Origin of the sequence: Massilia sp. WG5, from assembly GCF_001412595.2 — a bacterium.
Taxonomy (GTDB): domain Bacteria; phylum Pseudomonadota; class Gammaproteobacteria; order Burkholderiales; family Burkholderiaceae_D; genus Telluria.
In genome coordinates this window covers 2,341,270-2,363,217 of the sequence record NZ_CP012640.2, presented here as the reverse complement: position 1 = coordinate 2,363,217, position 21,948 = coordinate 2,341,270, and the positions used below count along the sequence as shown (strand labels likewise).

The 21,948-nt window shown below is 66.1% G+C and carries 24 protein-coding genes and 1 other RNA gene; 9 read left to right on the top strand and 16 right to left on the bottom strand.

Annotated features, from left to right (window positions below; translation table 11 throughout):
• Positions 1-137: 137 nt before the first annotated feature.
• The 3 genes from AM586_RS10550 to garD all read right to left on the bottom strand — a co-directional run bounded on the left by AM586_RS10550 (position 138) and on the right by garD (position 3,807).
• Positions 138-1,046, bottom strand: coding sequence for a LysR family transcriptional regulator (locus tag AM586_RS10550; protein ID WP_052233250.1), 909 nt, complete (start codon positions 1,044-1,046; stop codon positions 138-140).
• A gap of 20 nt (positions 1,047-1,066) precedes the next feature.
• A complete protein-coding gene (locus AM586_RS10545) occupies positions 1,067-2,143 on the bottom strand; it encodes a porin (protein WP_052233251.1) in 1,077 nt (358 codons plus the stop codon).
• A 95-nt stretch (positions 2,144-2,238) separates the two neighbouring features.
• On the bottom strand, positions 2,239-3,807 hold the full coding sequence (gene garD / locus AM586_RS10540) for a galactarate dehydratase (RefSeq protein WP_052233252.1): 1,569 nt from the start codon (positions 3,805-3,807) through the stop codon (positions 2,239-2,241).
• A 117-nt stretch (positions 3,808-3,924) separates the two neighbouring features.
• Between garD and AM586_RS10535 the strand changes: the two genes are divergently transcribed.
• The gene (locus tag AM586_RS10535) at positions 3,925-4,674 is read left to right on the top strand and encodes a FadR/GntR family transcriptional regulator (RefSeq protein ID WP_052233253.1); all 750 of its coding nucleotides are present in this window, start codon (positions 3,925-3,927) and stop codon (positions 4,672-4,674) included.
• Here the strand turns inward: AM586_RS10535 and AM586_RS10530 are convergent.
• Positions 4,671-5,879, bottom strand: a complete 1,209-nt coding sequence (locus tag AM586_RS10530; protein WP_052233254.1) for an MFS transporter — start codon at positions 5,877-5,879, stop codon at positions 4,671-4,673. The genes AM586_RS10535 and AM586_RS10530 overlap by 4 nt on opposite strands.
• Before the next feature lie 74 nt (positions 5,880-5,953).
• Here AM586_RS10530 and AM586_RS10525 point away from each other — a divergent pair, with 74 nt between their 5' ends.
• Positions 5,954-6,817, top strand: a complete 864-nt coding sequence (locus AM586_RS10525) for a helix-turn-helix transcriptional regulator (RefSeq protein WP_082439746.1) — start codon at positions 5,954-5,956, stop codon at positions 6,815-6,817.
• Positions 6,818-6,904: 87 nt separating this feature from the next.
• On the opposite strand, the gene AM586_RS10520 is transcribed toward AM586_RS10525, so the two are convergent.
• Complete coding sequence (locus tag AM586_RS10520) at positions 6,905-7,351, bottom strand: hypothetical protein (RefSeq protein ID WP_052233255.1); 447 nt, start codon at positions 7,349-7,351, stop codon at positions 6,905-6,907.
• A 133-nt stretch (positions 7,352-7,484) separates the two neighbouring features.
• Here AM586_RS10520 and AM586_RS10515 point away from each other — a divergent pair, with 133 nt between their 5' ends.
• Together AM586_RS10515 and AM586_RS10510 are read left to right on the top strand one after the other, a co-directional pair.
• Positions 7,485-9,104: a methyl-accepting chemotaxis protein gene (locus AM586_RS10515; RefSeq protein ID WP_052233256.1), complete on the top strand. Its 1,620-nt coding sequence runs from the start codon at positions 7,485-7,487 to the stop codon at positions 9,102-9,104.
• Between the two features lie 176 nt (positions 9,105-9,280).
• Positions 9,281-10,648, top strand: a complete 1,368-nt coding sequence (locus AM586_RS10510; RefSeq protein WP_052233257.1) for a serine hydrolase — start codon at positions 9,281-9,283, stop codon at positions 10,646-10,648.
• A gap of 23 nt (positions 10,649-10,671) precedes the next feature.
• On the opposite strand, the gene AM586_RS10505 is transcribed toward AM586_RS10510, so the two are convergent.
• The 3 genes from AM586_RS10505 to groES form a co-directional block, all read right to left on the bottom strand.
• Positions 10,672-11,109 (bottom strand): hypothetical protein, encoded by a 438-nt coding sequence (locus tag AM586_RS10505; RefSeq protein ID WP_052233258.1) that lies wholly within the window; start codon positions 11,107-11,109, stop codon positions 10,672-10,674.
• A gap of 95 nt (positions 11,110-11,204) precedes the next feature.
• Positions 11,205-12,851 carry a chaperonin GroEL gene (groL, locus tag AM586_RS10500; protein WP_052233259.1) on the bottom strand — a complete coding sequence of 549 codons (1,647 nt, stop codon included), beginning with the start codon at positions 12,849-12,851 and terminating at the stop codon, positions 11,205-11,207.
• A gap of 41 nt (positions 12,852-12,892) precedes the next feature.
• A complete protein-coding gene (groES, locus tag AM586_RS10495) occupies positions 12,893-13,183 on the bottom strand; it encodes a co-chaperone GroES (protein WP_052233260.1) in 291 nt (96 codons plus the stop codon).
• Positions 13,184-13,446: 263 nt separating this feature from the next.
• Between groES and AM586_RS10490 the strand changes: the two genes are divergently transcribed.
• The 4 genes from AM586_RS10490 (at position 13,447) to AM586_RS10475 (ending at position 14,774) form a co-directional block, all read left to right on the top strand.
• The gene (locus AM586_RS10490) at positions 13,447-13,707 is read left to right on the top strand and encodes a hypothetical protein (RefSeq protein WP_052233261.1); all 261 of its coding nucleotides are present in this window, start codon (positions 13,447-13,449) and stop codon (positions 13,705-13,707) included.
• Complete coding sequence (locus AM586_RS10485) at positions 13,704-14,015, top strand: cell division protein ZapA (protein WP_052233262.1); 312 nt, start codon at positions 13,704-13,706, stop codon at positions 14,013-14,015. The genes AM586_RS10490 and AM586_RS10485 overlap by 4 nt, the downstream gene beginning before the upstream one ends.
• A 44-nt stretch (positions 14,016-14,059) precedes the next feature.
• Positions 14,060-14,240: non-coding RNA, 6S RNA (gene ssrS, locus AM586_RS10480), on the top strand.
• A 54-nt stretch (positions 14,241-14,294) separates the two neighbouring features.
• A complete protein-coding gene (locus AM586_RS10475) occupies positions 14,295-14,774 on the top strand; it encodes an EVE domain-containing protein (RefSeq protein WP_052233263.1) in 480 nt (159 codons plus the stop codon).
• Here the strand turns inward: AM586_RS10475 and AM586_RS10470 are convergent.
• From AM586_RS10470 to AM586_RS10455, 4 genes are all read right to left on the bottom strand, one after another.
• Positions 14,767-14,976, bottom strand: a complete 210-nt coding sequence (locus tag AM586_RS10470; RefSeq protein ID WP_052233264.1) for a hypothetical protein — start codon at positions 14,974-14,976, stop codon at positions 14,767-14,769. The two genes, AM586_RS10475 and AM586_RS10470, sit on opposite strands and share 8 nt — an antisense overlap.
• 51 nt (positions 14,977-15,027) lie before the next feature.
• Positions 15,028-15,843 carry a prolipoprotein diacylglyceryl transferase gene (gene lgt / locus AM586_RS10465; protein ID WP_052233265.1) on the bottom strand — a complete coding sequence of 272 codons (816 nt, stop codon included), beginning with the start codon at positions 15,841-15,843 and terminating at the stop codon, positions 15,028-15,030.
• A gap of 2 nt (positions 15,844-15,845) precedes the next feature.
• Positions 15,846-16,739 carry a LysR family transcriptional regulator gene (locus AM586_RS10460; RefSeq protein ID WP_052233266.1) on the bottom strand — a complete coding sequence of 298 codons (894 nt, stop codon included), beginning with the start codon at positions 16,737-16,739 and terminating at the stop codon, positions 15,846-15,848.
• 147 nt (positions 16,740-16,886) lie between these two features.
• On the bottom strand, positions 16,887-17,111 hold the full coding sequence (locus AM586_RS10455) for a TIGR04438 family Trp-rich protein (protein ID WP_052233267.1): 225 nt from the start codon (positions 17,109-17,111) through the stop codon (positions 16,887-16,889).
• 174 nt (positions 17,112-17,285) lie between these two features.
• Between AM586_RS10455 and AM586_RS10450 the strand changes: the two genes are divergently transcribed.
• Positions 17,286-17,594 carry a c-type cytochrome gene (locus tag AM586_RS10450; RefSeq protein WP_052233268.1) on the top strand — a complete coding sequence of 103 codons (309 nt, stop codon included), beginning with the start codon at positions 17,286-17,288 and terminating at the stop codon, positions 17,592-17,594.
• Between the two features lie 116 nt (positions 17,595-17,710).
• On the opposite strand, the gene AM586_RS10445 is transcribed toward AM586_RS10450, so the two are convergent.
• The 4 genes from AM586_RS10445 to AM586_RS10430 form a co-directional block, all read right to left on the bottom strand.
• The gene (locus AM586_RS10445) at positions 17,711-18,853 is read right to left on the bottom strand and encodes a branched-chain amino acid ABC transporter substrate-binding protein (protein ID WP_052233269.1); all 1,143 of its coding nucleotides are present in this window, start codon (positions 18,851-18,853) and stop codon (positions 17,711-17,713) included.
• Between the two features lie 133 nt (positions 18,854-18,986).
• Positions 18,987-19,421, bottom strand: coding sequence for a hypothetical protein (locus AM586_RS10440; protein WP_052233270.1), 435 nt, complete (start codon positions 19,419-19,421; stop codon positions 18,987-18,989).
• A complete protein-coding gene (locus AM586_RS10435; protein WP_052233271.1) occupies positions 19,418-19,843 on the bottom strand; it encodes a DNA polymerase III subunit chi in 426 nt (141 codons plus the stop codon). The genes AM586_RS10440 and AM586_RS10435 overlap by 4 nt, the downstream gene beginning before the upstream one ends.
• 13 nt (positions 19,844-19,856) lie before the next feature.
• On the bottom strand, positions 19,857-21,941 hold the full coding sequence (locus AM586_RS10430; protein ID WP_052233272.1) for a M3 family metallopeptidase: 2,085 nt from the start codon (positions 21,939-21,941) through the stop codon (positions 19,857-19,859).
• Positions 21,942-21,948: the final 7 nt, after the last annotated feature.

Here is a 21,948-nt window from a genome sequence, read left to right as displayed (position 1 = left end):
GTGCTTGTTCCACAAGGGTCTCCTGATGTCGTTGAGTCGCCCCCGCCGGCGGCAGGGATCCGATCATTTGGTTTTCTTATGACCCCATATTAGTGCGGCAATCATGCTCAAACAAACCAATGAGTGTTTAGATCGATTCAAAAATTGGATCGTTGACTCTGGATGAAGGCCGGCAGGATGTCGCGTCGGAAGACGTTCAGGATGGGATTGCCATTGTCGCGGCGATAAGCGCAGATCGTCTGGACCGGCTCGCGCGGCTCGGTATGCATGGTGCGCAGGACCACGCCGCGCAACTGCAGGCGCGCGGCCGCGGTGGGGATCAGGGCCACGCCCACGCCCGAGCTGACCAGGGCCAGCATGGTGTGGATCTGGCCGATGTGCTCGACCACGTCGGGCGCCACGCCGGCCGCGTCGAAGCAGTTGATCAGCAGTTGGTAGAAGTAGCGCGCCTCGTAGGGCGAATACATCAGGAAGGGCTTGCCGTGCACGCAGTCCAGGGTCGGCTCTTCCGGCCAGTCGGCCGCTTCGCGCTCCGGAATCGCCAGCATCAGCGGCTCGGTCGCCAGCAGCAGGGTCTCGAGCTCGCCATGACGGGCGTGCGGGCGCATCAGGCCGATGTCGAGCTGGCCGCTGTCGAGTCCTTCGAGCTGGGAAGTGGTGACGAGTTCCTTCAGCGTCAGCGAGATGCCGGGCGCGCGCTCGCGCAGGCGCCGCACCAGGTCGGGCAACAGGCCGTAGCCGAAGGCGGCGGTGAAGCCGATCGCCAGCGCGCCCTGTTCGCCCTTGGCGACCCGGCGCGCCGTCACCACCGCTTCGTCGGCCATGCGCAGGATGCGCGCCGCCTCGGGAAAGAAGGCCTTGCCGGCCGCCGTCAGGCGTACGCCGCGGCTGCTGCGGTCCAGCAGGCGGGTGCCGACGTGGTGTTCGAGCAGCTGGATCTGCCGGCTCAGCGGCGGCTGCGTCATGTTCAGGCGCTCGGCGGCGCGCCCGAAGTGCAGCTCTTCCGCCACGGCGACGAAACAGCGGACCTGGCTGATCTCGAACATCCAGTCTCCTTGTCGGGCTTTTAGAAGACGTGGCGCAGGCCCAGGTTGTAGCCGGTGTTGCCGGTGCCCGTCTCGGTATTGTTGGCAACAGTGTAACCCGCGCCGTTCCTGTTATCGATATGGCCGTAGGCCGCGTACACGCCGGTACGCTTCGACAGGGCGTACAGGTAGCCGATGCCCCAGGCATTGGCGTCCTGGTTGAAGCTGGTGCGGTCGTCCTTGTGCATCACCGAGGCCATCAGCGTGCCCGGACCGACCGGCGCCGAGACGCCCAGCAGGATCGAGCGGCCATCCGTCGATGGGGTCGGCTTCACGCCGCCGTAGGGATTGTTCGCGTTGCCCAGCGTGGCGGCGTTGAAGCCCTTGTCGATGCCGTAGGCGAAGCGCAGCGAAGCCAGCGGCAGCTGCCAGGCCGCGGTCAGGAGCGTGTTGCGGCCCAGCGAGCGGCTCACGAAAGGCGCGCTGGCGGTGGCGGTGACGTCGGTGTTCTTGCTGTTGTAGGCCGCGCGCAGGGCCAGCGGGCCGTTGGCGTAGCCGACCGCGGCGCCGAACTGGCGGCCGGTCGAGGCATCCGGCTGCTCGCCGAAGGCATACGCCAGTTCGCCGTCGAAGCCGCTGACTTTCGGCGAGGCGTAGGTGATCGTGTTGCTGGTGCGGACGTTCGAGCCGTTATCCGGGAACAGGTTCTTCGAGGTGCCGGCGTAACCGGTGCCGAAGGGGTCGACCGCGGCCAGGGCCTTGTGCCACGGGGTGTACTGGCGGCCCAGCGCGACCTGGCCGGCGGCGCCCTTCAGGCCGACGAAAGCCTGGCGGTTGAAGATGGTGCCGGCGGCGTCGACCTCGCCGGTGTCGATCTTGGTGCCGGTTTCCAGCGTGAAGAAAGCGGACAGGCCGCCGCCCAGGTTCTCGGTGCCGCGGAAGCCGATGCGCGAGGCCGAGGCGGCGCCGCTGGTGATCTTGGTGGTCGGGCTGGCTACGCCGCCGTGTTCGCTGACGATGGCGGCGTCGATGATGCCGTAGATCTCCACCGAGGTCTGGGCCTGGGCCTGGGCGGCGCCGGCTGCGAGGCCGACGATCAGGGCTGCTGCTTTCTTCATGCTGCTGTCTCCTTGGGTTTGTTATGGGTAGGGGCGTGCGCCTGCCGCGCCGGCTGTCGAAAGCCGGACGCAGCAGGTTCCTGGGTGAAAACGCTTTACGTCACCGGGGCCGGGTTGAACAGCGCCAGCGCGTTATGCAGGCGCCAGTGCTCGGCCCAGGTCTTCTTGCGGCCGCTGGCCACGTCGAGGATGAAGTTGAACAGTTCCCAGCCGACGTCCGGGATCGTCGCCTCGCCGGTGGCGATGCGGCCGGCGTTGATGTCCATGAGGTCGTGCCAGCGGCGCGCCAGGTCGTCGCGGGTGGCGACCTTCACCACGGGCACCGCCGCCAGGCCGTAGGGCGTGCCGCGGCCGGTGGTGAACACGTGCACGTTCATGCCGGCGGCCAGCTGCAGGGTGCCGCAGATGAAGTCGCTGGCCGGGGTGGCGGCGTAGATCAGGCCCTTCTGCTGCAGCTTCTCGCCCGGCGACAGCACGCCGGTAATCGGGGCGGTGCCGGACTTGATGATCGAGCCCATCGCCTTTTCGACGATGTTGGCCAAGCCGCCCTTCTTGTTGCCGGGCGTGGTGTTGGCGCTGCGGTCGACGCCACCGCGCTTCAGGTAGTCGTCGTACCAGGCCATCTCGCGGATCATGGCTTGGGCCGTGGCTTCGTCGACGGCGCGCGCGGTCAGCTGGTCGATGCCGTCGCGGACTTCGGTCACTTCCGAGAACATCACGGCGGCGCCGGCGCGCACCAGCAGGTCGCTGGCGAAGCCGACCGCCGGATTCGCGGTCACGCCCGAGAAGGCGTCGCTGCCGCCGCACTGCACGCCGACCACCAGGTCCGAAGCAGGGCAGGTCTCGCGCACACGCGCGTTCAGTTCCATCAGGTGGCGCTCGGCGGTGTCCATGATGTTGTCGATCATGGAGCCGAAGCCGACGTGGGCGTTGTCCTGCAGGCAGACGTGGTCCGGGCCGTTCACGTCCTTGATCGGCATGGATGAGGAAAGTCCGGTGGCCGGGAACAGGCGGCCCGGCTGCAGCTTCTCGCAGCCCAGGCTGACCAGCATCGCGCGGCCGCCGAAGTTCGGGTTCCTGGCGATGTTGCGCAGGGTGCGGATCGGGATCTCGGCGCCCGGCGCTTCGATCGCCACGCCGCAGCCGTAGGTGTGGTCCAGGCTGACGACGTCGTCGACGTTCGGGTACTTCGGCAGCAGTTCGTCCTTGATGCGCTTGACCGCGAACTCGACCACGCCGGAGACGCACTGCACCGTGGTGCTGATCGCGAGGATATTGCGGGTGCCGACCGAACCGTCCGGGTTGCGGTAGCCTTCGAAGGTGTAGCCTTCCAGCGGGGGCAGGGGATCGGGGCGGATCGTGGCGATCGGCAGGTTGTCGAGTTCGCGCGCCGGCGGCATGCCGACCAGGGATTCTTCGACCCACTGGCCCGGCTCGATGTCGCGCAGGGCGTGGCCGATGGCGACGTTGTAGCGCAGGATGGCTTCGCCCTGGGCGATGGGGCGCAGCGCCACCTTGTGTCCCTGCGGGACCTTGTCCTTCAGTACCAGGCCGTCCGGGAAGACGGTGCCGGCCGGCAGGCCGCCGTCGTTCGAGACGATGGCGACGTTATCCTTGTCGTGCATCCGGATGTTGCGTGGCGTTCCGGTAGTTTCTGACCGCATTATTGCCTCCGTGCTTGTGTAGGTTTGTTCAACATCAGTTGTCTGACGTCTTACAAGCTGAGGGCAAGTATAATCAGGCCTACCTGAAATAGCAATCGATTGATTTAAAGGTCGGCAATGAGCAACATGACGCTCCCCACTCCCCGGAAACACCGCAATCTCGCCCAGCTGGTGGTCGAGCAGCTGACCGAACACATCCGCAATGGCGCGCTGCATCCCGGCGACAAACTGCCGACCGAGACGGAAATCATGACGGAACAGGGCGTCAGCCGCAGCGTGGTGCGCGAAGCGATTTCGCGCCTGCAGGCGGCCGGCGTGGTCGAGACGCGGCACGGGATCGGCACCTTCGTGCTGCCGCCGCCACCGCCGGTGATGGGCATCGATCCGGCCACCGTGACCACGGTGCGCGACGTGATCGCCTTGCTGGAACTGCGGATCGGCCTGGAGACCGAAGCCGCCGGGCTGGCGGCGACGCGCCGCACCGACGCCCAGATGGACGAGGTGCGCGCGGCGCTGGCGGCCTTGCAGCAGGCGGCCAGCACGGGGCAGGACACCGTCGAGCTGGACCAGCGTTTCCACCTGGCGATCGCCCAGGCTTCCGGCAACGAATACTTCCGCGCCATCCTGCAGCACCTGGGCGCGAACATCATCCCGCGGGCGCGCGTCAACTCGGCGCGCCTGACCCATGCCGACCCGGTGGCTTATATGGAACAGGTCGGACGCGAGCACCAGCAGATCGTCGACGCCATCGCGCGCGGCGACGCCGAATCGGCCCGCGCCGCGATGCGCCTGCACATCGGCAACAGCCGCGAGCGGCTGCGCCGGGCGCAGGAGGCGCTGGAAGCCGTCCAGGGCACGGAAGCCTAGGCTTTCGCCTTCTCCATGTCCGGCAGCAGCGCCGCCAGGATGCCCAGCAGCGGCAGGAAGGAGGCGATGCGGTACACCTGCTCGATGCCGGCGACGTCGGCGATGTGACCCATGGCGGCGGCGCCGATGCCGCTGATGCCGAACATCAGGCCGAAGAAGATCCCGGCGATCATGCCGACCTTGCCCGGCACCAGCTCCTGCGCGAACACCACGATGGCCGAGAAGGCCGAGGACATCACCAGGCCGATCACCACCGACAGCACGCCGGTCCAGAACAGGCTGGCGTAGGGCAGGGCCAGCGTGAACGGCGCCGCGCCCAGGATCGAAACCCAGATCACGCGCTTGCGGCCGATGCGGTCGCCGATCGGGCCGCCGGCGAAGGTGCCGACCGCCACCGAGGCCAGGAACAGGAACAGGTACATCTGCGCGGTCCCGACCGGCACGTGGAACTTCTCGATCAGGAAGAAGGTGTAGTAGCTCGACAGGCTGGCCATGTAGATGTACTTCGAGAACACCAGCATCGCCAGCACCGCCAGGGCCTGGAACACGCGCTTGCGCGGCAGCGGCGGACCGGCATGTAGCGCGGCCTTCTTCGGCGCGTTCTTCAGGTGGCTGCCGTACCAGCGGCTCACGCCCACCAGCACCAGCACCGCCAGCACCACCAGGATCGCGCACCAGGCGAACTTGCCGTGCCCGCGCCCGACCAGGATCGCGGCCGCCAGCAGCGGGCCGAGCGCCGAACCCAGGTTGCCGCCGACCTGGAACAGCGACTGCGCGAAGCCGAAGCGCCCGCCCGAGGCCAGGCGCGCGACGCGCGAGGCTTCCGGATGGAAGGTCGAGGAGCCGACCCCGATCATGCCGGCGCCCAGCAGCAGCATGCCGAAGCTGCCCGCCATCGACAGCAGCGCCACGCCGAGCAGGGTCATGCACATCCCCATCGGCAGCAGGAAGGGGATCGGGTGCTTGTCGGTGTACAGGCCGATCCAGGGCTGCAGCAGCGAGGCCGTGCACTGGAAGGTCAGGGTGATCAGGCCGACCTGCGCGAAGCTGAGCGCGAATTCCTGCTTGAGCAGCGGGTAGATCGCCGGCAGCGCGGCCTGCACGCAGTCGTTCAGCAGGTGGACGAAGGCGACGGAAAACAGGATCTGCAGGACCGTGCCGGTCTGCGCCGTCCTGGCGCCGGGGGAAGTCGTGGATGTGGTCATGGCAAGGATGAACTGAGTGACCGGCCAGTGTAATATGGGCGATCCGAACGCATCTTCCATTTTTCGTCGCCAAAGTGACACTCACGCCTTCCCCACGCTACCGTCCGAAATTCCTCGCGCTGCCGCGCCGCGTGACGGCCGTGCCGTCCGAAGTCCAGCACGGCGAGACCATCGAGGCCCATTGCCACCCCTGGGTGCAGCTGCTGTACGCCAGCGGCGGCGTGATGCGGGTGCGTACCGAGCATGGCGTGTGGATCATCCCGCCGCGCCGCGCGCTGCTGATCGCGCCCGGCGTGCTGCACGAGCTGACCATGCTCAGCCACGTCAACATGCGCACCCTCTACATCGACGCCGACGCCGCCGGCAGCTTGGTCGAGGATTGCCGGGTGCTGGAAGTCAGCCCGCTGCTGCGCGAGCTGATCCTGGCGCTGGCGCTGGAACCGGTCGCGTATCCGCCCGAAGGCCGCGGCGGCGACCTGGCGCGCCTGATCCTGTCGGAGCTGGCGGCGATGGAAACCGTGCCGATCGCCGTGCCCTGGCCGCGCGACCGCCGCCTGCAGGCGCTGTGCAGCGGGATCATGGCCCAGCCGGGCAGCCCGCGCCGGCTCGACGACCTTGCTGCGGACGCCGGCGCCAGCGCGCGCACCCTGATCCGCCTGTTCCCGAAGGAGACCGGGCTGCATTACCGCCAGTGGGTGCAGCAGGTGCACCTGGCGCATGCCTTCGAGATGCTGGCGCGCGGCGAGGGCGTGGGCACGATCGCGCGCACGCTGGGCTATGCCAGCCCGAGCGCGTTCACGAGCATGTTCAGGCGCTTGCTGGGCAGGACGCCGCAGCATTATCTGGCGGAGTGGAAGGGAGTGCAGGAGCCGCCGGCCGGGGGAGGAGTGGCGCCGCCACATTTGCATGCGACAGCGCCTCGCGGCCAGCAGCGCTGACTACGATAAGCGCATCAAGGTGCAGGAGATTTGCGCTCCCTCAAGAACAACGTCATTCCCGTGGAAGCGGGAATCCAAGCTGCTTATCTATTTCAATTCGACGCGCTGGATATTGCGCCGCCATTCCGACAGCGATTGCAGGCTGTCGGTTTCCGCATCCTCGACCAGGATCTCGTCGCCGGTCTTCGCGACCAGGAAGCTGGCGCGGCGGTGCACGTTCTGCTTGCGGTTCTCGACGAAGCTCAGCTGGTAATAGGCCTTGCCGCCGATGACGCGCGCTGTCGGATCGTCCTCGATCACGGCGCCGTGCACCTTGCCGTGCGAGCCCTGCTCGATCTGCTCCGACCATGCCTTCAGTTCCGGCAACGCCATCAGTTCGGCGATGGCCTGCTCGCGCGTGCGCGTGGGCGCGGCCGGCGCTTCGGCAACGGCCGGCTTGGGCGGCGGCGTTTCCGCGCGCTTGCAGGCCGTCACGCCGATCGCCAGGGCCAGCGCGAGGAGCAGGGTGCTGAAGGAGAAGTTTGGACTTTGCATGATGTTCCGTTGTTTTGTTGCCATACTAAACCACGGCCGGATTGTGAACAATGTTTCGTATATACAACTTTGGTTGCATTGCAGCAAATGCATCGCTAATATTCCGACATCCCGCCTTTTCAAATCCCCCGTCATGAATTTTCTATCGAATCTCAAGATCGGCCAGCGCCTGGCGCTCGGCTTTGCCATCGTCCTCTTCCTGTCGATCCTGACCACGGCGATCGGCATCGTCAAGCTGAATACGATCGCCGATGCAGCCCAGCGCATGCTGGACGAACCCGTCAAGAAAGACCGCCTGATCACGGAATGGGACGGCAACATCGCACTGGCGGTGCAGCGCACCACCGCCATCGTCAAGAGCAGCGATCCCTCGCTGGTCCAGGTCTTTGCCGCCAACGCCGTGGAAACCGACCAGAAGGCCGCGGTGCTGCTGAAAGAGATCGAGCCGATGCTGACGACCGCGGAGGAGAAGCAGGCCTTTGCGCAGATGATGGAAATCCGCAAGGACTACAAGGGCGGGCGCAAGAAAGCGATCGAGCTCAAGGAAGCCGGCCAGGTGCAGGAATCGAACGAGGTGCTCGACAAGGTCTATCTGCCGGCGGCGAAGGTCTACCAGGCCGGCATCGCCAGGCTGGTCGAGATGCAGCGCAAGCGCGTCAAGGAACTGAGCGGCGAGATCCAAGCGATCAAGGATGAGTGCCGCCGCACCGTGATCGTGCTCGGCGTGCTGGGCACGGTCTTCGGCGTCCTGTGCGCCTGGTGGCTGGGCCGCAGCATCGTCAAGCCGGTCCAGGAAGCCGTCGACGTCGCCCAGCGCGTGGCCGCCGGCGACCTGACCGCCAACCCGCAAGTCGGCGGACGTGACGAGATCGGCCAGCTGCAGTCGGCCCTGAAGCACATGAACGACCAGCTGCTGCGCATGGTGCGCGAGATCCGCGGCGGTTCGGATGCGATCGCCAGCGCCTCGTCGCAGATCGCGGCCGGCAACCACGACCTGTCCGCGCGCACCGAGCAGCAGGCCGGCTCGCTGGAGGAAACCGCATCCTCGATGGAAGAGCTGACGTCGACCGTCAGCCAGACCTCGGACAACGCGCGCCAGGCCAGCCAGCTGGCGGCGACGGCCAGCACCGTCGCCGGCCGCGGCGGCGCGGTGGTGGCCCAGGTGGTCGACACCATGGCCTCGATCAACGCCTCATCGAAGAAGATCGCGGACATCATCGGCGTCATCGACGGCATCGCCTTCCAGACCAATATCCTGGCGCTGAACGCGGCCGTCGAGGCGGCGCGCGCGGGCGAGCAGGGCAGGGGCTTCGCGGTGGTCGCGAGCGAGGTGCGCAACCTGGCGCACCGGTCGGCCGCGGCGGCCAAGGAGATCAAGGAACTGATCACCGATTCGGTCGAGAAGGTCGACAGCGGCGCGCGCCTGGTGAACGAGGCCGGCGCCACGATGGACGAGATCGTCGGCAGCGTCCGGCGCGTGACCGACATCATCGGCGAGATCACGGCCGCGACCGAGGAACAGCGTTCCGGCATCGGCCAGATTAACGAGGCCGTCAGCCAGATGGACCAGGTGACCCAGCAGAACGCGGCGCTGGTCGAGCAGGCGGCGGCCGCGTCGGCGGCGATGCAGGACCAGGCGCAGCAGCTGGCGCAGGTGGTCAGCGTGTTCAGGCTGGATGACGACGGCAGCCGTACGCCGGGCGCCGGGCGGCGCCGCGAACCGGAAGGCAGGCTGGCGCCGCGCCTGGCCTGATCCGCGCCGCGATCCTCGCCAAACCCGCTTCCGAGCGGGTTTTTTTCATTGACATCAATGCTGGGGCAGCTTGAAATACCGGATCGATCACGTTCGACGGAGCCGCGATGGGACAGCGTTGGTGGGGTTTGTGCCTGGCCGGGTGGGCCTGCTGGGTATCTGCGCAAGACCAGGACATGAGCCTGCACGCCCGTATCGCGCGGGTCGAGAACGGCCTGCGCTGGCCGGTCGCCGTGCGCGGCGAAGCGGTGCATGCCATGGCGCTGGCCGAGCGCATGCGCGCCCTGCATGTGCCGGGCCTGGGCGTGGCCGTGATCGACGGCGGCCGGATCGCGTGGGCGCGTGCCTACGGCGTCGCCGATGCCGGCAGCGGCCGTCCGCTCACGACCGACACCCTGTTCCAGGCGGCGTCGATCAGCAAGCCGGTCGCCGCGGTCCTGAGCCTGCGGCTGGCGGGGCAGGGCAAGCTCGATCTCGATGAAGACATCAACCGGCGCCTGCACGCCTGGAAACTGCCCGGCGCCCGGACCGTCACCGCGCGCGCCCTGCTCAGCCACACGGCCGGCATGCCGGCCGGCGGCGTGCCCGGTTACGGCGCCGCCGAGCCCTTGCCGACCCTGCTGCAGGTGCTGGCGGGCGCCGCTCCCGCAAAGCCGCCGAAGGCCGAGCCCGACCATGCGCCCGGCCCGTATGCCTATTCCAGCCTCGGCTATGGCGTGCTCCAGCAATACATCGTCGATGCCGCCGGCCGGCCATTCGCGGACCTGGCGCGCGATCAGGTCCTTGCGCCGCTGGGCATGCGCGACAGCCTGTTCGCCGCGAGCCCGCCGTCCGCATTGACGGCCCGGGTGGCGGCCGGCCATGCGCTGGACGGCAGCAAGGTCGACGGCGGCTGGCGCCGTTTTCCGGAACTGGCGGCGGCCGGCCTGTGGAGCACGCCGGGCGACCTGGCGCGTTTCGTGACCGCGCTGCAGCGCGCAGCGGCCGGCCATGGCGGCGCGTTTCTCAGCCAGGACCAGGTGAAGGCACTGTTCACGCCGGTGCGCAAGGATTACGGCCTGGGTTTCGAACTCGACCACCAGGGAGCGCAGCCGGCCTTCCACCACAGCGGCGCGCAGGACGGCTACCAGGCGCTGATGTTCGGCTACGTGGGGAGCGGGCAGGGCGCCGTCATCATGACGAACGGCGCGGGCGGCTGGCCGCTGATCGAGGAGCTGATGCGCAGCATCGCGGCCGAATACGGCTGGCAGGATTACCGGCCGCTGGAGCGTGCGGCGGCGCCGGCCGACACCGCGCTCTACGATCGCTTTGCCGGCGACTACCTCGTCTCGAACATCGTGCTGCACATCGAGCGCCGCGGCGACCGCCTGTACGCCGCCGGGCCGCCGCTGGGCCCGGATCCGGTCGAACTGGTGCCGGCCGGCGACCACGATTTCTTCATCCGCGAAAAGGACGCGACCCTGCATTTCGATGCGAACGGCGACGCGCCGGTGCAGACCCTGAGCTTCGTCGACGGCAGGCCGCGCCCGGGTAGAAGGCAATGAGGCTCCGAGACTTGCATGCTCAGCTATTCCAGGGGTGAAGCGACATCGAGTTCCAGACCGTGCTGGCGGCACCAGGCTTCCAGCGCGACCCGCGTTTCTTCCTCGCGGAAGCGGTACCAGGCATCGAGCACGCCGCGTTCCTCGAGCAGTTTCGCGAAGCGCTCGTAGCCGTCGCCGCGGTCCAGCATCTCGCGCACCTGTTCGCGGTCGCCGTGCAGGTGGCCGGCGGCGAAGCGGGCCATCAGCTCGCGCCCCAGGCCGAGCGTGCTGGCGGCCGGCACGGACACGTAGGCGTCGCCGGTCTCGAAGTCGCCGGGCAGCGGCGCTTCCTCGTCCATGTACTCGTCGTTGAGCAGGTGGATCATGCCGGTGTCGCGCGCGACGAGCGCCTTCGCGCTGCCTTCACCGTCGTCGACCAGGATGGCCGCGTTTTCGAGTTCGTCCAGTTTGATTGCCGGCATCGCTTCCTCACCATGAAAAAAGAAAAGGCCCGCGGGGCGCAAACCCCGCGGGCCTTACTTTACTACTCGGTTGGCTTGGGAGCCGTCCGGCTTGATTACATCATGCCGTCCATGCCCATGCCGCCCATGCCGCCCATGCCGCCGCCCATGCCGCCGGCCGGCTTGTCTTCGGCGATCTCGGAGACCATGCAGTCGGTGGTCAGCATCAGGCCGGCGATCGACGCTGCGTTCTGCAGGGCCGAGCGGGTGACCTTGGCCGGATCCAGCACGCCCATTTCGACCATGTCGCCGTAGGTGCCGTTGGCGGCGTTGTAGCCGTAGTTGCCCTGGCCGTTCAGGACGGCGGACACGACGACCGACGGCTCTTCACCGGCGTTCTGGACGATCATGCGCAGCGGTTCTTCCATTGCGCGCAGGACGATCTTGATGCCGGCTTCCTGGTCCGGGTTGTCGCCCTTGACCTGCAGGGCAGCGCGGGCGCGCAGCAGGGCCACGCCGCCGCCCGGGACGATGCCTTCTTCGACGGCAGCGCGGGTGGCGTGCAGCGCGTCTTCCACGCGTGCTTTCTTCTCTTTCATCTCGACTTCGGTAGCAGCACCGACGCGGATCACGGCAACGCCGCCGGCCAGCTTGGCCACGCGCTCTTGCAGTTTTTCGCGGTCGTAGTCCGAGGTCGCTTCTTCGATCTGGACGCGGATCATCTTGACGCGTGCTTCGATCGCTTCGGCGGCGCCGGCGCCATCGATGATGATGGTGTTTTCCTTGCCGACTTCGATGCGCTTCGCCTGGCCCAGTTCGTTCAGGCTGACTTTTTCCAGGGTCAGGCCGACTTCTTCGGCGATGACCTGGCCACCGGTCAGGATGGCGATGTCTTCCAGCATGGCCTTGCGGCGGTCGCCGAAGCCCGGGGCCTTGACGGCGACGGTCTTCAGGATGCCACGGATGTTGTTGACCACCAGGGTCGCCAGGGCTTCGCCTTCGATATCTTCGGCGACGATCACCAGCGGACGGCCGGCTTTCGCAACCTGCTCCAGCACCGGCAGCAGATCACGGATGTTCGAGATCTTCTTGTCGCACAGCAGGACGAACGGGTTCTCGTGAACGGCAACCTGCTTGTCCGGGTTGTTGATGAAGTACGGCGACAGGTAGCCGCGGTCGAACTGCATACCTTCGACGATGTCCAGCTCGTCGTTCAGCGACTTGCCGTCTTCGACGGTGATGACGCCTTCCTTGCCGACTTTTTCCATCGCCTCGGCGATGCGCTCGCCAACGGACGAATCCGAGTTGGCCGAGATGGTGCCGACCTGGGCGATCTCTTTCGAGGTGGTGGTCGGCTTGGCGATCTTCTTCAGTTCTTCGACGGTGGCGGTGACGGCCTTGTCGATGCCGCGCTTCAGGTCCATCGGGTTCATGCCGGCGGCAACGAACTTCATGCCTTCGCGCACGATGGCTTGCGCCAGCACGGTCGCGGTGGTGGTGCCGTCACCGGCGTTGTCGCTGGTCTTCGAAGCGACTTCCTTCACCATCTGCGCGCCCATGTTCATGAGCTTGTCTTTCAGCTCGATCTCTTTCGCGACCGAGACGCCGTCCTTGGTGACGGTCGGGGCGCCGAACGAACGGTCCAGCACCACGTTGCGGCCTTTCGGGCCCAGGGTGACTTTGACTGCATTGGCCAGGATGTTCACACCCTCGACCATCTTGGCGCGTGCCACATCGCCGAAAATTACGTCTTTAGCTGCCATGTTCTATTTCTCCGTATTCAGGAAGTCTGTATTGGACTGTATTACTGGGCCACGACGGCCATGATGTCTTCTTCGCGCATGACCAGCAGTTCCTCGCCGTTGACCTTGACGGTCTGGCCCGAGTACTTGCCGAACAGCACGCGGTCGCCGACTTTCACTTCCAGCGGACGGACGTTGCCGTTTTCTTGCACTTTGCCGTTGCCCACGGCGAGAATCTCACCCTGGTCCGGTTTCTCTGCCGCCGCATCGGGGATGATCAGGCCGGACGCAGTTTTGGTTTCCTGGTCGAGACGCTTCACGATCACGCGATCGTGCAATGGGCGAAGGTTCATGCAAAACTCCTTTGATTGTTGATTGATTGTTCGTTGGCGGTGAGGGGCTGTTAGCACTCCTCACCAACGAGTGCTAATTATAGGGACGATAATTTCCCATTTCAAGCAGAGATGTTGGTGATTTGCCAGACTTTTTTGATGGGACGCAAGCGCGAGGGGTGGCTCGTTGCAGGAAAGCGCAAAAGCCTACCATCCATTTCTTGAAACCTGCGCACGGCACGGCATCTGTTGACGAAAAATCGATACCGGTCCTATAGTTACGGATGATTTCCGAATTCCAAGAACTGTCCGATAAAATCGACCGTCTCGCCCAGCTTGCCCAGTCGCTGCGCAGCGAAAACTATCTGCTGCGCCAGGCGAACGCCCTGCTGAGCGCCGAGAACCTCGATTTCAAGAACCGGCTGCTGCAGGCCCAGCAACGCGTCGAAGCGATGCTCGCCCAGCTGGAACCCGCCGACGCCAGCCCGGAAGACGAGGCTGAAGACGCATCCGCCAACCCTGACGACTTTGATGCCGCCCGATGATCCATCTTGACGTCCTCATCATGGGCCAGTCCTACCGCCTGGCCTGCCGCGAAGGCGAAGAGCGCACCCTGCGCGAAGCGGTCCACTACCTCGACAGCAAGATGTGCGCGCTGCGCGATTCGGGCAAGGTCAAGGGCACCGACCGCATCGCCGTCATGGCGGCGCTGTCGGTCGCGGCCGAATTCCTGTCCGTGAAATCGCCGCAGGGCCCGCTTGGCGACCAGTCCATGTTGGAAGTCAAGCAGAAGCTGGAGGCCATGCATTCGGTCCTGGACCAGGCTCTGGCTCCGCAAGAAAATCTGCTCTGAGGCTAAATTCGTTTGACATGGCAGTTCATCGTAGTAAACTGCCGTCTACCCTGCGGTGTTCGAGATTTGCCATATATTCCTTGAACCATTCTTTCGCATAGGTTGCGGGACATGTTTGGTGGGCGCGATCGTCACTAGTCTGACGAACCCGAAATCGAGCTGACTGCGACCACCTTGAGCCTTCTGGTTCGGGATGCCGGCAAAAACGGCACAGGCGGGGCATTAATTCCGAGCGGTTGCGACACGAGAGTGCGCAGCCGCTTTTCATTTGGAGATCGCATGCGCTACTGGTTGATGAAGTCCGAGCCCGATGAAGTCAGTTTCGACGACGTCCTGCAGGCCCCTGACAAGACGGTGGCGTGGTTCGGGGTGCGCAACTACCAGGCCCGCAATTTCATGCGCGACCAGATGCAGCTGGGGGACGGCATCCTGTTCTATCACTCCAGCTGCGCGGTGCCGGGCGTGGCGGGCATCGCGCGGGTCGCCAGCACGGCGTATGCGGATGCATCGCAGTTCGATCCCGCCAGCCCTTACCACGATCCGAAGGCGACGCGGGAGACGCCGCGCTGGATCTCGGTTGACGTGCAGGCGGTGGCGCAGGGACGCTACCTGCCGCTGACGGAATTGCGCGGCGTGCCGGAACTCGAGGACATGGTGCTGCTGCAGAAGGGCAGCCGGCTGTCGGTGTCGCCGGTGACGCCGGGACAGTGGCAGGCGATCCTCCAGCTGGCGGGCGTGAACCCGGCGCTTTTCAGTTAGCGCCGATCAGGGTGCAGCGCCGCAGGCGCAGGCGCGTGTGAGGATGCGGCGTGCGGATGCCGGCGCACATGCCCCAGGCCGCGGCCCAGCGCAAGGCCTGGTCGGTGGCCGCGCCGAAGGGACGCGCGGCGGCGGCCCGCCGCAAGGCGATCGACATGCGCTGCATCGCATACAGCTTTTTGGGCGAAAAGGCTTTGCTCATGGGATGACGATACGTGCATCGCCATCCCCTTGCAGTGCTGTACTTAACGTTTCAGGCGTGCACGGCGCGCTTGCCGTTGCCCGAGTACGCCCATCCCAGCATCAGCAGGCCGGCCACGATCATCGGCAGCGACAGCACCTGGCCGGAGGTGATCGGCAGGCCCATCACGTGGGTCTCCCAGTCCGGCACGCGGAAGTACTCGGTAAAGAAGCGCGCGCAGCCGTACAGCAGGGTGTAGAGGGCGCCGACCGCCAGCCGCGGACGCGGTTTGCGGGCGAAGATCCACATGATGACGAACACCAGGATGCCGTCGACCAGCATCTGGTACAGCGGCGAGGGGTGGACCAGGTGGTCTTCGATGCCCGGCCACTTCATGGCCCAGGGCAGGGAAGGATCGGCCAGGCGGCCCGGCAGCTCGTGGTTGATGAAGTTGCCGAGGCGGCCGCAGGCATAGCCGATCGGGACCATCGGCGCGATGAAGTCGTAGACGTCGAGCAGGTTGCGCTTGCGCTTCCTGGCCCACAGCGCCATCGCCAGCAGCACGCCGATGAAGCCCCCGTGGTAGGACATGCCGCCTTCCCAGGTCTTGAAGATCTCGATCGGGTGCGCGAAGTAGTGGGCCGGCTGGTAGAACAGCACCTCGCCCAGGCGGCCGCCGATCACCACCCCGAGCATCCCGTAGAACAGCATGTCGTCCAGGTCTTCCCTGGTCCAGCCCTGGGCCTGGACGTGCGGCTGGGTCCTGATGCGCACGCGGCCGAGGATGATGAAGAGGGCGAAGGCCAGCACATACATGATCCCGTACCAGTGGATGGCCAGGGGACCGATGTGGAAGGCGACGGGATCCGGGTTCGGATGGACGAGCATAGTCAGTGATTCCTCAATAGTTCCAGAAAACCCTTCAGCACGGGCGACGCGTTGTCGCGGCGCCAGGCGATGCCGGTCTCGACCAGCGGGGTCGGGTCCGCGAGGGCACGGTATTCTACGCCTGGCCGCATCAGGTTAGACACGGATTGTGGCACAAGTGCCAAGCCCATGCCGCTGGATACCAGGCTGACGATGGTCTGCATCTGGATCGCCTGCTGGCCGATGGCGGGGGTGATGCCGGCCGCGCGGAAGCAGGACAGGATGGCGTCGTGCAGGGCCGGCGAGATCTCGCGCGGGAAGATGATCAGGGGCAGGCGGGGGAGGTCCTGCAGGCGCACGGGCGCCTGGGCGGACAGCGCCGGCAGTCCGGCCGGGGCGCACAGGATCAGCGGCTCTTCCAGCAGCTTCATGTAATCGAGTTCGCCCTGGGCCTTGTCGGGCAGCGGCGGGATCAGGAGGCCGGCGTCGACGCGGCCGCGCAGCAGCTCGTCGGCCTGCACGTCGGAAGTCGCTTCCAGCAGGTTCAGGTGGACGTCCGGGTAGCGCTCGCTGTAGCGCCGCAGGAAGGGCGGCAGCACGCTGTAGTCGCACGAGGTGACGAAGGCCAGCGACAGCCGTCCCGCTTCGCCGGCGGCGGCGCGGCGCGCCAGTTCCGGCAGCGCGTCGGCTTCGAGCAGCAGGCGCCGCGCTTCGGGCAGCAGGGCGCTGCCGGCCGGGGCCAGCTCGACGGTGCGCCGGTTGCGCACGAACAACGGCGCGCCCAGCAGCTCTTCCAGCGCCGCGATCGCCTGCGACAGCGGCGGCTGGGTCATATGCAGCCGCGCCGCCGCCCGGCCGAAATGCAGCTCCTCGGCGACGGTGACGAAGTAGCGCAGCTGGCGCAGTTCCAGATTCATGTGATATGCATTTCCCGCGATTTTGGACTGATCTATTCGCGGAATGTATCACAGCCTTGAGCCAAGACAAACCGGGGTCAGACTCCCGATTTTGGCAACTGGACCAAAGAAATTGCCAAAAATCGGAGTCTGACCCCGGTTTGAGGTTTATTTACGTTTGTCGAAAGCCTGCTTGACCCGCTCCTTGCGGCGGGCGTCGTCGACCTTGTGGGCTTTTTTCTTGTCGAGGCCGAGCATCTTTTCGATGAATTCGAACCAGATGAAGGCCAGCACCGCCAGGGCGACGATCCACCACCAGGACAGCTGGGCGAATTTCCAGACTTCGAAGAAGCGCAGGGCGACGAGGGCAAGCAGCAGGAGGATGAGGGGCATGATGAGTCCTTTACTTTCTGGCGCCATCTTACAATAATAGTGCTTTGCGGAAACGAAATCCTGCCATTTGGTCAACCGAAATGTGTATCAGCCGTTACGGACTGTATCGATACTGCCGATGCAAGGGAAACAGGATAGAATTTGTGCAGTATTTCACTTTGGAGAGAGTACGGAATGAAACGGTCCCTGATGATGTTGATGGCGGTTTCCGCCCTGGTGTCGACCAGCGCTTTCGCGCAGGCTGACCTGGCCAAAGCCAAGAACTGCATGGCGTGCCACGCCATCGGCACCAAGCTGGTCGGTCCGGCGTACAAGGATGTCGCCGCCAAATACGCGGGCCAGAAAGGTGCTGAAGACAAACTGGTCCAGAAGGTCATGAAAGGCGGCTCGGGCGTCTGGGGGCCGGTGCCGATGCCGGCCAACCCGCAGGTCAGCGAGGCCGAAGCCCGCACCCTGGTCAAGTGGGTGCTGTCGCAGAAATAAGCCGCGCACGCAGCCCTCATGAAAAAGCGCCCTGTCGACAGGGCGCTTTTTTCATGCCTGGCTGATCGGCAAACAAACCCCAGGGCGAGACGATGCAACGCCGCCCTGGGGTTTGTTTACCGGACCACGTCGATCTTGCTGCGCTTGCCGCCCTTGTAGGTGTACAGGGTCAGCGCGCCATCCTTGATGTCGCCGTTCTGGTCGAACTGGATGGTGCCGGTCACGCCTTCGTACTTGATCGCCTTCAGCGCCGGCAGGTATTTCGCGGGATCGGCCGACTTCGCGTTCTGCATCGCGGTCGTCATCACCATCACCGAGTCGTACACATAGGGCGCGTACAGCTGCACGTCCTGGTTGAACTTCTTCTTGTAGCGGGCGCGGAAGTCGTCCATCGTCTTTTCCTGCGCTCCCTTGACGCCGCCCGCTTCGGCACAGATCACCTTGCCGTCGACCAGGCCGTCGCCGGCCAGCCGGCCCAGCGCTTCCGTGCACATGCCGTCGCCGCCCATGAAGGTGGCCTGGATGCCGAGCGCCTTCATCTGCTTGAGCATGGGACCGGCCACCGAGTCCATCCCGCCGAAGAAGATCAGGTCCGGCTTCTTGGCCTTGATCGAGGTGAGGATGGCGGTGTAGTCGGTCGCCTTGTCGCTGGTGAATTCGCGGCCCAGGACGCGCATGCCGGCGGCCTTGGCGCCCTTCACGAATTCGTCCGCCACGCCCTGGCCGTAGGTGGTGCGGTCGTCGATGACGGCGATGTTCTTCACTTTCAGCGTGCCGGCCGCATACCTGGCCAGGGTGCCGCCCAGCTTGGCGTCGCTGGCCACCACCCGGAACGCGCCCGGGAAGTGCTGGCGGGTGTAGGCGGGGGCGGTGGTGGCCGGCGAGATCTGCACGATGCCGGCATCGTTGTAGATCTTCGAGGCCGGCACGGTGGTGCCCGAATTCAGGTGGCCGATCACGCCGTTCACCCTGGCGTCGACCAGCTTTTGGGCGACCGCCGTGCCCTGCTTGGGATCGGCGCCGTCGTCTTCCGAGACCAGCTGCAGCGTGACCTTCTGGCCGTTGATGGCGAAGCCCTTGGCGTTGAGTTCGTCCACCGCCATGCGCGCGGCATTCTCGTTGTCCTTGCCGAGGTGGGCGCTGGGACCCGAGATCGGCGCGACGTGGCCGAGCTTGACGACTTGCTGGGCGCAGGCGGAACCGGCGAAGGCCAGCGCGATGGCGGCCGGGATGAGGGCGAATTTGATGGTGGCCTGCATGTCTCTTCTCCTGGGAGTAGTAATTACGCCAGGCAAAGGTACATCAAATTCCGGCGTTGGCAAAGCTTTCCCGAAGCTCGCCCAGCGGAGGTGCATGGATGCCCGCCAAGGGGGCGGAAAAGCCCCGGAACGCTCAGCCCTGGCGCGCGACCAGGTGTGCCAGTTCCTGCTGCACGGCGCGCGCGACGACGTGCTCGATCGACTGCTGCAGCGCGGCGCGCAGCTCGAGGCCGAGGCGCTCGGCGACGTGGTCGAGCACGATCGCCATCTGGTCGCGCACCTGGTCTTCCAGCACCACGTCGATGCGCGGCTGCAGGCGGTCCAGCACGCGCGTCACCAGGCGCTCCTCGAGGGCGCGCCAGGCCTCGTCGTCGGGAGCGCCGGACTGCGCCGACGCGGGCGCGGGGGCGGCCGCCACCTCGAGTACCGGAACCGCCTCGGCCCCGGCTTCGGCGTCGGCGTCGGCGTCGGCAGCCGGCGGCGCCGCTTCGGCAGCGGCCGGCGCCGCCGGCTCGACCACGACTTCGGTCAGCACCGGGATTTCGTCGAAGGAGGGGGTGTCGGTCATGACTGGCCTGCCACGAAGTGGGTCAGCGGATAGGACTGCTTGCGGTAGGCGACGTAGCGGGCGCGCCCGGCGGCGGCGTCCTCCTCGTCGGTCGAGATGATCTCGAACACGCGCGCGAACTGGTCGAGGCCTTCGGGCGTGCGGCGGGTCAGGTTGACCAGCATGTCGTGGTGCGGCAGCGCGGCGCGCTCGTCGACGGTGACGATCACCGGCGTCTCCGGCGCCAGCGGGTCGCCTGCCATCACGTGCGGGATGAAGTCGGTGCCGGACAGGGTCCATAGCGCCTCGTTCAGCTGGTCGGCCTGGTCGCTGGTCTCGGCCAGCAGCACGACCTTGCCGCGCGCGGCATAGGCCTTGCGCGCCAGCCGGCAGGCATACCCGAGCTTGTCGGGGATGTTGGTATGGAAGTCGATCCGGGTCATGGACTTCGATCCCTCAGGCCGCCTGCATGCCGTTGTGGCGCAGCAGCGCGTCGATCTGCGGTTCGCGGCCGCGGAAGGCCTTGAACGATTCGAGCGCCGGACGCGAGCCGCCCACCGACAGGATCTCGCGGTGGAAGCGCTTGCCGGTCTGGTCGAGCGCGTCGCCGCCCGCTTCGACCGCCTCCTCGAAGGCCGCATAGGCGTCGGCCGACAGCACTTCCGCCCACTTGTAGCTGTAGTAGCCCGCCGCATAGCCGCCCGCGAAAATGTGGCCGAAGCTGTGCTGGAAGCGGTTGAACGAGGGCGGGATCAGCACCGAGAACTTGCTGCGCACTTCGTCGACCAAGTCCTGCACCGTCTTCTGGCTGTTCGGGTCGAAGTCGTAGTGCAGGTGCATGTCGATCAGCGAGAACTCGACCTGGCGCAGGGTCTGCATGCCGGATTGGAAATTCTTCGCCGCCAGCATCTTCTCGTACAGTGCCCGAGGCAGCGGCTCGCCCGTCTTCACGTGCGCCGTCATGCCCTGCAGGACCTCCCACTCCCAGCAGAAGTTTTCCATGAACTGCGAGGGCAGCTCGACCGCATCCCATTCCACGCCCGAGATGCCGGACACGGACAGTTCGTCGACCTCGGTCAGCATGTGGTGCAGGCCATGGCCGAACTCGTGGAACAGGGTCGTCACTTCGTCGTGCGTGAACAGCGAGGGCTGCAGCTGGCCGTCCACCTGGGCCGGCGGCGTGAAGTTGCAGACCAGGTAGGCGATCGGGGTCTGCACGATGCCGCCCGTGGCCAGCCTGCGGCCGCGCGCGTCGTCCATCCAGGCGCCCTGGCCCTTGCCCTGGCGCGCATACAGGTCGAGGTAGAACTGGCCGATCATCTGGCCGTCGCGCTCGATGCGGTAGAAGCGCACGTCCGGATGCCAGACCGGACCCTGGTCCAGCGAGATCGTCACGCCGAACACCTTCGAGATCACGCCGAATAGGCCGGCCACGACCTTGGGTTCGGGGAAGTACTGCTTCACTTCCTGGGCCGAGAAGGCGTAGCGCTTTTCGCGCAGCTTCTCGGACGCGTAGGTCACGTCCCAGGCCTGCATCTCGGCGATGCCCAGCTCGTCCTTCGCGAAGGCGCGCAGCTCGTCCAGGTCCTTTTCGGCGTACGGACGGGCGCGGCGCGCCAGGTCTTCCAGGAACTCGATCACGCGTTCCGGGCTCTCCGCCATCTTCGGCTCCAGCGAGACGTCGGCGAAGCTGCGGAAGTCGAGCAGCTTGGCTTCCTCGTCGCGCAGCTTCAGGAGCTGGGCGATGTTGCCGGTGTTGTCCCATTTCTCGACCTCGGAGAACACCGCACCCATCTCGGACGCCTTGGTGGCGTTGGCGCGGTAGATCCGCTCGCGCAGGTTCCGGTTGTCGGCGAACTGCAGCAGCGGGAAGTAGGACGGGAAGTGCAGCGAGAACTGCCAACCCTGCTTGCCGTCGCGCTCGGCGGCGGCGCGCGCGGCCGCCTTGGCGTCGTCCGGCAGGCCGGCCAGCTCGGCTTCGTCGCTCACCAGCAGCTTGAAGTCGTTGGTGGCGTCCAGCACGTTCTCCGAGAAGCGGGTCGACAGTTTCGCCTGCTCTTCCTGGATCTCGGCGAAGCGCTGCTTCTGGTGCTCGGGCAGTTCGGCGCCGCCCAGGCGGAAGTCGCGCAGGGCGTTCTCGACGATGCGCTTGCGCGCCGCGCTCAGGTTCACGAATTCCGGGCTGGCGCGCAGCTGCTTGTACTTGCCGAACAGCGCCTCGTTCTGGCCCAGCTCGGTCCAGAACTCCGTCACCTTCGGCTGGTTCTCGTTGTAGGTGGCGCGCAGCTCGGGCGTGTCCATCACGTGGTTCAGGTGATTGACCACGCCCCAGGCGCGTCCCAGGCGTTCGGTCGATTCCTCGAGGGGCACCACGAAATTGTCCCAGCTCACGCTATCGCTTGGTGCCTCCAGTTGCTGGACGACGCCGCGCGCATCCGCGATCAGCTGTTCGATCGCCGGCGTCACGTGCTCGGGACGGATCAGGTCGAAGCGGGGCAGGCCCGTGAAGTCGAGGAGGGGATTGCTGGTTTCAATGCTCATGGTGCTC

Excerpts from the sequence above, each read along its gene's own strand:
- AM586_RS10550 (WP_052233250.1), bottom strand. The coding sequence starts at position 1,046 with ATGTTCGAGATCAGCCAGGTCCGCTGTTTCGTCGCCGTGGCGGAAGAG.
- AM586_RS10545 (WP_052233251.1), bottom strand. The coding sequence starts at position 2,143 with ATGAAGAAAGCAGCAGCCCTGATCGTCGGCCTCGCAGCCGGCGCCGCC.
- garD (WP_052233252.1), bottom strand. The coding sequence starts at position 3,807 with ATGCGGTCAGAAACTACCGGAACGCCACGCAACATCCGGATGCACGAC.
- AM586_RS10535 (WP_052233253.1), top strand. The coding sequence starts at position 3,925 with ATGAGCAACATGACGCTCCCCACTCCCCGGAAACACCGCAATCTCGCC.
- AM586_RS10530 (WP_052233254.1), bottom strand. The coding sequence starts at position 5,879 with ATGACCACATCCACGACTTCCCCCGGCGCCAGGACGGCGCAGACCGGC.
- AM586_RS10520 (WP_052233255.1), bottom strand. The coding sequence starts at position 7,351 with ATGCAAAGTCCAAACTTCTCCTTCAGCACCCTGCTCCTCGCGCTGGCC.
- AM586_RS10515 (WP_052233256.1), top strand. The coding sequence starts at position 7,485 with ATGAATTTTCTATCGAATCTCAAGATCGGCCAGCGCCTGGCGCTCGGC.
- AM586_RS10510 (WP_052233257.1), top strand. The coding sequence starts at position 9,281 with ATGAGCCTGCACGCCCGTATCGCGCGGGTCGAGAACGGCCTGCGCTGG.
- AM586_RS10505 (WP_052233258.1), bottom strand. The coding sequence starts at position 11,109 with ATGCCGGCAATCAAACTGGACGAACTCGAAAACGCGGCCATCCTGGTC.
- groL (WP_052233259.1), bottom strand. The coding sequence starts at position 12,851 with ATGGCAGCTAAAGACGTAATTTTCGGCGATGTGGCACGCGCCAAGATG.
- groES (WP_052233260.1), bottom strand. The coding sequence starts at position 13,183 with ATGAACCTTCGCCCATTGCACGATCGCGTGATCGTGAAGCGTCTCGAC.
- AM586_RS10490 (WP_052233261.1), top strand. The coding sequence starts at position 13,447 with ATGATTTCCGAATTCCAAGAACTGTCCGATAAAATCGACCGTCTCGCC.
- AM586_RS10485 (WP_052233262.1), top strand. The coding sequence starts at position 13,704 with ATGATCCATCTTGACGTCCTCATCATGGGCCAGTCCTACCGCCTGGCC.
- AM586_RS10475 (WP_052233263.1), top strand. The coding sequence starts at position 14,295 with ATGCGCTACTGGTTGATGAAGTCCGAGCCCGATGAAGTCAGTTTCGAC.
- AM586_RS10470 (WP_052233264.1), bottom strand. The coding sequence starts at position 14,976 with ATGAGCAAAGCCTTTTCGCCCAAAAAGCTGTATGCGATGCAGCGCATG.
- lgt (WP_052233265.1), bottom strand. The coding sequence starts at position 15,843 with ATGCTCGTCCATCCGAACCCGGATCCCGTCGCCTTCCACATCGGTCCC.
- AM586_RS10460 (WP_052233266.1), bottom strand. The coding sequence starts at position 16,739 with ATGAATCTGGAACTGCGCCAGCTGCGCTACTTCGTCACCGTCGCCGAG.
- AM586_RS10455 (WP_052233267.1), bottom strand. The coding sequence starts at position 17,111 with ATGCCCCTCATCCTCCTGCTGCTTGCCCTCGTCGCCCTGCGCTTCTTC.
- AM586_RS10450 (WP_052233268.1), top strand. The coding sequence starts at position 17,286 with ATGAAACGGTCCCTGATGATGTTGATGGCGGTTTCCGCCCTGGTGTCG.
- AM586_RS10445 (WP_052233269.1), bottom strand. The coding sequence starts at position 18,853 with ATGCAGGCCACCATCAAATTCGCCCTCATCCCGGCCGCCATCGCGCTG.
- AM586_RS10440 (WP_052233270.1), bottom strand. The coding sequence starts at position 19,421 with ATGACCGACACCCCCTCCTTCGACGAAATCCCGGTGCTGACCGAAGTC.
- AM586_RS10435 (WP_052233271.1), bottom strand. The coding sequence starts at position 19,843 with ATGACCCGGATCGACTTCCATACCAACATCCCCGACAAGCTCGGGTAT.
- AM586_RS10430 (WP_052233272.1), bottom strand. The coding sequence starts at position 21,941 with ATGAGCATTGAAACCAGCAATCCCCTCCTCGACTTCACGGGCCTGCCC.